Raw genomic sequence first — 9,030 nt, forward strand, 5'->3', positions numbered from 1 at the left:
CCCGTCGCAGGACGGCCCGCGCCACCGCATGCCCAGCCCCGAGCAGCGCAAGGCGCACATGGAGCAGCGCGCCAACGCCCTGCAGCAAAAGCTGCAGCTCACCCCGGCCCAGCAGCCCGCCTGGGACACCTTCAAGGCCGCGATGCAGCCGCAGGAGCGCGGCGCGCGGCTCGATCCCAAGGGCCTCGACCAGCTGACCACGCCCGAGCGCATCGACCGCATGCGGGCCATGCGCGCCCAGCACAGCGCGGAGGCCGACCGCCGCGATGAAGCCACCAAGGCCTTCTACGCCACGCTGACCCCGGCGCAGCAAAAGACCTTCGACCAGGAAAGCCGCCGCATGCACCGCCACCCTGGCATGGGCGGCCCACGCGATGGTGAACGCGGCAAGGACGGACGCCACGGCGGCCCGCGCGGCGAACGCCCGGCCGTGCCGCCGGTGCCCGCACCCGCGCCGCAGTAAGCGACCGGTCCGGGAGGGTTTGCGCGCAGTCTGGATATCTCTGCATACCCCCCCGGTCAGATCCCGACCGATCAGTACGGTTGAGGCGACTGCCTACAACGCACCCCCCCGATGGGCGGAATACAGTGGGTTACACACGTTGTGCAAACCCACAGTCATTCCATCGAGGGAATTTCCATGCCGATCACCCACCTCCTGCGTTCCCGCGCCCTGCTGCGCGGGAACGCTTTTTTCCTGGCGCTGGCCTGCGTCGCCGGCGCAGGCGCCGTTCACGCCCAGCCTTCGGGCACCAGCCCGTCCGTCTACGTGCAAGGCGGCTGGGCAGAACACCAGACCGATTCCGCCGCCGTGGGTGTGACGCTGCCCTGGAACTGGCAGAGCGAGCTGTGGGGCCATGAAGTGCGCGGCTACTGGGACATTTCCGCCAGCCGCTGGTCGTACAACGGGGTCAATGGCTCGGGCGACCTGACCGTGGTCGGCTTCACCCCCACCTTCCGCCTGCGCCCCGACAACGGCCGCGCCAACTGGTTCTGGGAAGGGGGCGTCGGCATCACGTATGCCGACCGCAAGTACCACACCCCCGACAAGGAGTTCAGCACCCGCTACAACTTCGGTTCCCACCTGGGCGTGGGCTACAGCCTGGGCGCGCAGCGCCAGCACGAGATCGTGCTGAGGGTTCAGCACCTGTCCAACGCGGGCATCAAGAAGCCCAACCCGGGCGAGAACTTCGTGCAGCTGCGCTACGCGTACCACTTCTGATCCCTGCCTGTTTCATCCATGCCAACAAGGGCCCTTCGGGGCCCTTTTTCTTTGGCAGATGCCGATCCGGGGCGCATTGTGGACAAGCCTGGGGACATTTCCGGAGCAACCCATGGGTTATCCACAGAAGACGCCGAGGCGCCGAAGTTGTTGTCGCCCGGCATGCCGGTTCACCCGGCCAGCGCCACAGGGTTTGCGACCATCCAAGTGCTTGGCAGCGTTGAGGAAATCGGCCTTGTCCACAGAAACGGGGCTCCTCTACTACTACTGCTATGTATTGATAGAACCTTTAATGGAATAACAAGGAACCTCCGGGCCGCCGAAAACCGACCGCCGCGCTCCTTGCCCGACGTCACCCGGGCCCGGCGCAAAACGAAGGCATCCCGCCCGCCGTGGGAAAAGAAAAAGGGAAGGGAAAGAAAAAGAAGAAAGGGGCGAACGCCTTGCCGTCCGATCGACGGGCTGCGCCCGATCCATGGTCGGCAGATATCGGACCTGGCGACATCGCACGGAAGGGGGCCGCTTTCGCGCCAATGAGCGAAAAAGGGCGGCCACGGGAACAAGTCTGTGGATATTTCCCGCACAACCGGCCACTTGTCCACAGCGAAATGCGATGCGCCGGTTTTGTCCCCGCCGCCGCGACAGCGGGAGCCGGGTGCCGCCCACAAGGTTCACGGCATCGCAAGTCCGTTGATCCGCAACGGAAAAATGCAGTTGTCCACAGTTGGAGGCCGTGCTTACTACGACTACTATGGATTGATAAAGACATTAAGGAGAAGACAGAAAAAACCGTCGCCCGCGGCCCGCCCCGGATGGCGAGGAGGTGTGGCAGAACGAGACGCGCGTGGCGCAGGAAGGCGCCAGGGGCCTTCGGCACAGCGGAGGCAGGGGGAGGGGACACCCGGCGCGTGGAAGGCCGCCCAGCCGCCCGGCAGGGGCCTGCCGGGGGCTGTCAGAGGAAAAAGATCAGACGGGCGCGTTCCGCAGGAAGCGCTCGAGCACGTCGGCCGGCAGCGGCCGGCTGAAGAAATAGCCCTGGTAGAGCTGGCAGCCCGCCTGGGCCAGGCGGTTGCGCTGGGCGCCGGTCTCGACGCCTTCGGCGATGACGTTCAGGCCCAGGCTGCGCGAGAGCGCGATGATGGTGTCCACGATGGCCGCATCGTTGGGATCGCTGAGCAGGTCGCGCACGAAGCTCTGGTCGATCTTGAGCTGGTCCAGTGGCATGCGCTTGAGGTAGCTCAGGGAGGAGTAGCCGGTGCCGAAGTCGTCCAGCGAGAAACCCACCCCATGGGCGCGCAGCGCCGACATGGTGGCGATGGTGGTTTCCATGTCGTCCACGAAGAGGCTTTCGGTCAGCTCCAGCTTGAGCTGGTCGGCCGGCGCCCCGGTGAACACCAGCGCACGCACCACGTCGTCCACGAAGCCCGCGTGGTGGAACTGGCGCGAGCTCACGTTCACCGCCATGGTGAGGTGCGACAGGTAGGGCTCGTCCTGCCAGCTGGCCAGCAAGGTGCAGGCGGTGTGCAGCACCCAGCGGCCCAGGGGCAGCACGAGGCCGGTTTCCTCGGCCAGGGGGATGAAATCGCCTGGCGGCACCATGCCCCGCTTGGCGTGCGGCCAGCGCACCAGCGCCTCCACCCCGACCACGCGGTTCATCGTGTCCACCTGGGGCTGGTAGTGCAGCAGGAATTCCTCGCGGGCGATCGCCGTGCGCAGGTCGTCTTCCAGCGCGGCCCGGGCCGTCACCACGGCCTGCATGCCGGGGTCGAAAAAGCGCAGGGTGTTGCGGCCGGCGGTCTTGGCCTGGTACATGGCCAGGTCCGCCTGCTTGAGCAACTCGCCCACGGTGGACTGGCCGTCGGTGAACGGGGCGACGCCGATGCTGGGCGTGCTGCGGTACTGGTAGCCGTCCAGGGCATAGGGGGCGCTCAGCACCGACAGGATCTTCTCGCCCACCACGCGGGCGCTCACGGCCAGTTCGTCGGGCCGGGGGCTGAGCGCCTCGATCATCACCACGAACTCGTCGCCGCCCAGCCGCGCCACGGTATCGACGGTGCGCACGCAGGTGTTCAGCCGCTGCGCCACCTGCTGCAGCAGCAGGTCGCCCTTGTCGTGGCCGAGCGTGTCGTTCAGCGTCTTGAAGTTGTCCAGGTCGATGAACAGCAGCGCCCCGCCCTGGCGCTGGCGCTGCGCCGTGGCCAGGGCCTGGTGCATGCGGTCCATGAGCAGCATGCGGTTGGGCAGGCCGGTGAGCGAGTCGAAGAACGCCAGGCGCTGGATCTCGCGCTCGGTGGCCTTGCGGTGGCCGATGTCGGTGTGGATGGCCAGGATGGATTCGGGCTGGCCGCCCTCGTCGCGCACCAGGGTCCAGCGGCCTTCCACGTCGATCGCATGCCCGTCCTGGTGGAACTGCACGATCTCGCCCGTCCACTCGCCCTGGGCCAGGGTGGCCTCGGTGGCGCGCAGGAATTCGGTGGCGTTCTGGTAGAGCAGCGTGTCGATGGTGCGGCTCAGCACCTGCGCCTGCGACCAGCCGTACATGCGTTCCGCGCCCTGGTTCCAGAACGTGATGCGGTGCTCCAGGTCGCGCACGATGATGGCGTCGCGGGCCTTGTCCAGCAGCGAGGCCTGGCGCCGGATGTGGGCGTCCGATGCCTGGCGGGCCATTTCGGCGGTGGCGCGCGCCGCGAAGATGCGCAAGGTCGAGGAGACCAGCGCCGGCCGCTCCAGCGGCTCGCGGAAGATCACGAAGATCAGCCCGATGGGCCGCCCCTCGGCGTCGCGCAGCTGCTGGCCCACGTAGCTTTGGGCGCCCAGCGCCGCGACGGGTGAGCGCGGGTACAGCTCGCAGACGCCGGATGTGACCACGTATTCCGCCTCGGTCGCCAGCCGCAGGCTGGGCGTGCCCTCCAGCGAATACTCGGCATTGGGCTGCACCACGCCGTCCTGCACGCGCGAGAGCGTGATGGCGCGCGGCGGCTGTCCCTCCACCGGCGGCAGCAACCGCGTCACGCAGCCGGCCTGTGCGCCCAGCGCATCCGCCATGTTGCTGGCCAGCTGCTTGAAGAATTCGGTCCCGGTGCTGGCCGAGATGGCAGCGGCGGCCTTGAGCACCACGCTCTGCAGGCGCTGCTGGTCCTGGCGGGTGCGCAGGCTCTCGATGCCGAAGGCCAGGTCGTTGGCCAGCTGCTGCAGCAGCTCGGTCTCCTCGGAGCCGATCTCCAGCACTTCGGGCGGGTAGAGGTACAGCAGGCCGAACGAGCGCTCGGCGTTGCGCAGCGGCAGGCTGATCACCGAATGCAGGCCTTGCCGCAGCATGCGCTCGGTCCAGCTGGCGAACGTCGGGTCGAGCCGGATGTCGCGCACGATCACCGGGCGGCCGCTGCGCACCGCCAGCCCGGCCGGGCCCTGGCCGCCCGGCTGGTCGGCCGACCAGCTCAGCTGCAGTGTCTCCGCATAGTGGTCGCTGTGGTGGCCGCTCCAGGCCACGGGCTCGATGCTCTGGCGCGCATCGTCGCGCACCATGCCGACCCAGGCCATCCGGTAGCCGCCCACGTCCGTGGCGATGCGGCAGACCTCGCGCAGCAGGTCGGCCTCGGAGGTCGCGCGCACCAGGGATTCGTTGCAGGCGGCCAGCAGCCGCTGGATGCTGCCCACCCGCGCCAGCTCCCGTTCGAGGCGCATGCGCTGCGTGACGTCGGTGGCCAGCACCTGGCGTGCGGGCACGCCGTTGAATTCGATGCCCCCGGCATACACCTCGGTGTCGATCACCGTGCCGTCCTTCTTGCGGTGGCGCCGGTGCACGGCGTCACGCCGGGCATTGTGGGGAATGGTGTGCGCTTCCCGTATGCGGGCTTCGCGGTTGTCCTGGGGCCACAGGTCAGGCGTGGTCATGCACAGCAGTTCCGCCTCGCTGTACCCGTACTGGCGCACCATGGCCCGGTTGACGGCCAGGATGCGCAGGGTGCCCAGCTCGTACACCCACATGGGCTGCGGGTGCGCATCGAACAGCAGGCGGTATTGCTGCTCTGACGCGTGCAGTTGCGCGGCATAGCGCCGCAGCTGCACCACGGCGCCCAGCGACTCGGCCAGGATCTGCACGTGCGCCAGGTGGCGCTGCGAGAACGACGCCAGCGGGTCGCCGTTGACCTTGAGCATGCCCACCACCGCGTCGCCCGCGCGCACCGGCGCCGCGATGAAGGCCACCGGCCCCGGCTCGCACAGGGCGGCCGAGGGCATGGCCTGCGCGACGGCCGGCTGGCTGCAGACGGTCTCGCCCGCGTCGATGCGGTGCCACAGCTCGTAGCCTTCCAGCGGGCGCACGTCGTTCAGCGGCACGGCGCGCATGCCGGTGCTGGCCTGCACCCGGGCTTTGTCGCCTTCGCGCATCACCACCATCGCACCGCCGGCATCGGACAGTTCCATCGCGGTGCGGGCCACCAGCTGCAGCACCTCGTCCATGGACAGTTCGAGCGACGAAATCTTCTGCTGCACGCGCACCAGCTCGGCGTGGGTGCGGGCCTCGTCCTTGGCCTGCAGCGCGCTGTCCTTTTGCGCGCTGATGTCGGTCATGCCGCCCACCATGCGGATCGCATGGCCTTCGGCGTCGCGGATCACGAAGCCGCGATCCTGCACCCAGGCGTAGCTGCCGTCGTAGCGGCGAAAGCGGTATTCCTCGGCCCAGTGCTTGGCCGTGCCCTCGATCGCCGCGTGGATGCTCTCCAGCACCGCGTCGCTGTCTTCCGGGTGCAGGCGCAGCGTCCACGACGTGCTGTCGTGCGGCAGGGTCTGCATGGGCACACCGAACAGCGTCTGCATGCCCTCGTTCCACCACATGGAGTCGTCGTGCAGGTTCCAGTCCCAGATGGCGTCGGCCGTGGCGCGCGCCACCAGGTGAAAGCGCTCGTCGCTGGCTGCCCGCTCGGTGGCCATGCGCGCCTGGTTGCGCTGGCTGCGGCGCAACTCCAGCAGGGCGATGGCCTGACCGGCCACCGCGCGCAACGATTCGAGCTGGGGCGGTTGCAGCACGCACGGCTCGGTGGACATCACCACCACGGCGCCCAGCACCCATTTCTCCGCGGTGATCAGCGGCATGCAGGCCACGGCGCGCACGCGCGGCCCGGCGATCACCAGCGGATGGCGGCGCAGCGTGGAATGGGCGTGGGTGTCCTGCACCTGCACCACCCGGCCGTCCACCGCCAGGGCGCACAGCGGGTGGGCCGCATCCAGCGACTGCAGTTCGATGCCGGTGCTGGCCTTGAACCACTCGCGCCCCTGGTCGATGAAACCGATCGCCGCCATGGGCATGCCGCACAGGCGGGCGGCCAGCCGGGTCAGCTGATCGAACGCCTCCTCCGCCGGGGTGTCCAGCACCGCGCAGGCACGCAGCGCCTCCAGGCGTTTGCCCACGGGCGCAGCCTTGGGCGGCACGCTCAAAAGGCCAGCGGACGGGAAAGTGACCGTGGGCATGGGTCGGTAGGCGACAGCACCTGCATGGGATTCGGGCGGATCGGGATCTGCGGCGGCAAATGACTACAAAAAGTAACGGTGAATGCTACACCGGCGCTGCGCCGGCCGGTGTTGCTTCCTGGCCTATCGGGCCTGGCGCCGTTCGCGCACCGCCTGGGCCAGGCCCTGTAGCACCGGCACTGTCTGCGCCATGCTGATGCAGGCGTCGGTCACCGATACGCCCTGCGCCAGGGGCTGGCCAGCGACGATGTCCTGCCGGCCTTCCTGCAGGTGGCTCTCGATCATCAGGCCCACGATGCGGCGGTCGCCGCCGGCCACCTGCCCGGCAACATCGGCCGCCACGTCGATCTGGCGGCTGTGCTGCTTGCTGCTGTTGGCGTGCGAGACGTCGACCATCACCTGCCCGCGCAGCCCCGCCGCCTGCAGCAGCTGGCAGGCGGCGTCCACGGACGGCGCCGCGTAGTTGGGCTGCTTGCCGCCGCGCAGGATCACATGGCAGTCGTTGTTGCCGCGCGTCTCGAAGATGGCGGACTGGCCCATCTTGGTCATGCCCATGAAGGCATGCGGCGCCTGGGCCGCCAGGATGGCGTCGCTGGCCACCTTCACGCCGCCGTCGGTGCCGTTCTTGAAGCCCACCGGGCACGACAGGCCGCTGGCCAGCTGGCGGTGGCTCTGGCTTTCGGTGGTGCGCGCCCCGATCGCGCCCCAGCTCACCAGGTCGCTGATGAACTGCGGGCTGAGCAGGTCCAGGAATTCGGTGCCCACCGGCAGGCCCAGCGCCAGGATGTCCAGGAGCAGCGCGCGGGCCATCTCCAGCCCCTCGTTGATGGCGAAGCTGCCGTCCAGGTGCGGGTCGTTGATGTAGCCCTTCCAGCCGACGGTGGTGCGGGGCTTCTCGAAGTACACGCGCATCACGACCAGCAGGTCCTGCGACAGCGCATCGGCCTGCGTTTTGAGCTGGCGGGCGTATTCCATGGCCTGCCCGTGGTCGTGGATCGAGCAGGGTCCCACCACCACGACGAGCCGGTCGTCCTGGCCGTGCAGCACGCGCGAGATCGCCGCGCGGCTGGTCTCGACCAGCTGCAGCGCGCCGGGCGGCGTGGGCAGCCATTCCTGCAGCAGCGCAGGCGTGATCAGCGGGCGCACGGCCTTGATGCGCGTGTCGTCGATGCGGGTCGTGTCGTGGGTGGAGAGCGGGGTGGCGGTGCGGTGCACGTGGGGGGTGGCTGGGGTCGTCATGGCGGCGATTGTCGCGCGCCGCCCGCCGCTGCCCCTCGGCCCCGCTCAGGGCCGGCGGAAGGCGGTTTTCTGCCGTGACCAGTAGCGCGAATCGAGCCGGTCCATCCGCACCTCGCCGCCGGTGGAGGGCGCGTGCACGAAGCGGCCCTCGCCCACGTAGATGCCCGCATGCGTCGGCCGCCCCGCGCCGAACACCACCAGGTCGCCCGTGCGCAGGTCGCCGCTGTCCACCGGCAGCCCGAAGTCGCTCAGCTGCGCCACGGTGCGCGGCGGGGCGATGCCCGCGCGGCTCTTGTACACATAGCCGATGAGGCCGCTGCAGTCGAATCCGCCTTCGGGCGTGTTGCCGCCATAGCGGTACGGCGTGCCCACCAGCCCCAGCGCATGGATGGCGATGTCGCTCGACTGGTCGGGCGACAGCTGCGAATACGTCACGCTGGTGCGCGGCGAACGCGGCTGTGGCGTGGTGCCGCAGCCGGCCAGCAGCAAGGCGGCGGACAACAGTGCAAGGCAGAGGGAGGCACGCATGCGCCGAGGGTAACGGATGTGCTGCGGCACCAGGCGCGCGAGCGTGGATGTCAGCGGGGCGATGCGTCCGCGGGTGCCGCCGGCCCCGCGCCCGCCTTGTGCAGCAGGTGTTCCGCCAGCGTTTCGTACAGCGGGCGCACCAGCATGCGCGACACCAGGCTGGCCAGCATGGCCGAGGCCATCAGGCTCAGCACCATGGCATGGCCGTCCACCATCTCCATCACGATGATGAAGGCCGTGAGCGGCGCCTGCGTGACCGCCGCCAGGAAGGCCGCCATGCCCATGGCGATCAGGGCCGGGGCGATGTCCGCGCCGGTCAGCAGCGAGATGTTGTGCCCCACCCCCGCGCCGATCGACAGCGCCGGCGCGAAGAAGCCGCCGGGCACGCCGCACCAGGCCGTGAGCCAGGTGGAGATGAATTTCAGCGTGACATAGAACGCCGGGACATCGGCCTGCCCCTCCAGCATGTGCTTGACCGCCTCGGAGCCGGCGCCGAACGTGGCGCCGCCCGTGGCCAGGCCGATCACCGCCACCGCCAGCCCGCCCGCCGCCGCGAAGCGCACCGGGGAACC

Annotated in this window: 6 protein-coding genes; 2 read left to right on the top strand and 4 right to left on the bottom strand. The window is 69.3% G+C overall.

The window, feature by feature from the left end:
• The coding region (locus AC27KI_RS14975) for a Spy/CpxP family protein refolding chaperone (RefSeq protein WP_487114520.1) at positions 1–463 on the top strand (463 nt) is incomplete at its 5' end.
• 177 nt (positions 464–640) lie between these two features.
• On the top strand, positions 641–1,222 hold the full coding sequence (locus tag AC27KI_RS14980) for an acyloxyacyl hydrolase (protein ID WP_284397338.1): 582 nt from the start codon (positions 641–643) through the stop codon (positions 1,220–1,222).
• Positions 1,223–2,188: 966 nt separating this feature from the next.
• Here the strand turns inward: AC27KI_RS14980 and AC27KI_RS14985 are convergent.
• The 4 genes from AC27KI_RS14985 to AC27KI_RS15000 all read right to left on the bottom strand — a co-directional run.
• Positions 2,189–6,691: an EAL domain-containing protein gene (locus AC27KI_RS14985; protein WP_487114522.1), complete on the bottom strand. Its 4,503-nt coding sequence runs from the start codon at positions 6,689–6,691 to the stop codon at positions 2,189–2,191.
• Between the two features lie 123 nt (positions 6,692–6,814).
• On the bottom strand, positions 6,815–7,930 hold the full coding sequence (locus tag AC27KI_RS14990; RefSeq protein WP_487089827.1) for a 3-deoxy-7-phosphoheptulonate synthase: 1,116 nt from the start codon (positions 7,928–7,930) through the stop codon (positions 6,815–6,817).
• A 45-nt stretch (positions 7,931–7,975) separates the two neighbouring features.
• The gene (locus AC27KI_RS14995; protein WP_284397350.1) at positions 7,976–8,458 is read right to left on the bottom strand and encodes a C40 family peptidase; all 483 of its coding nucleotides are present in this window, start codon (positions 8,456–8,458) and stop codon (positions 7,976–7,978) included.
• Between the two features lie 50 nt (positions 8,459–8,508).
• Positions 8,509–9,030 (bottom strand): chloride channel protein (locus AC27KI_RS15000; protein WP_487114524.1); only part of this gene is annotated, 522 nt, incomplete at its 5' end.

The organism is Acidovorax sp. KPB24-03 (assembly GCF_057546605.1).

Bases quoted from the DNA above. Each gene is read 5' to 3' on its own strand.
- AC27KI_RS14980 (WP_284397338.1), top strand. From the start codon at position 641: ATGCCGATCACCCACCTCCTGCGTTCCCGCGCCCTGCTGCGCGGGAAC.
- AC27KI_RS14985 (WP_487114522.1), bottom strand. From the start codon at position 6,691: ATGCCCACGGTCACTTTCCCGTCCGCTGGCCTTTTGAGCGTGCCGCCC.
- AC27KI_RS14990 (WP_487089827.1), bottom strand. From the start codon at position 7,930: ATGACGACCCCAGCCACCCCCCACGTGCACCGCACCGCCACCCCGCTC.
- AC27KI_RS14995 (WP_284397350.1), bottom strand. From the start codon at position 8,458: ATGCGTGCCTCCCTCTGCCTTGCACTGTTGTCCGCCGCCTTGCTGCTG.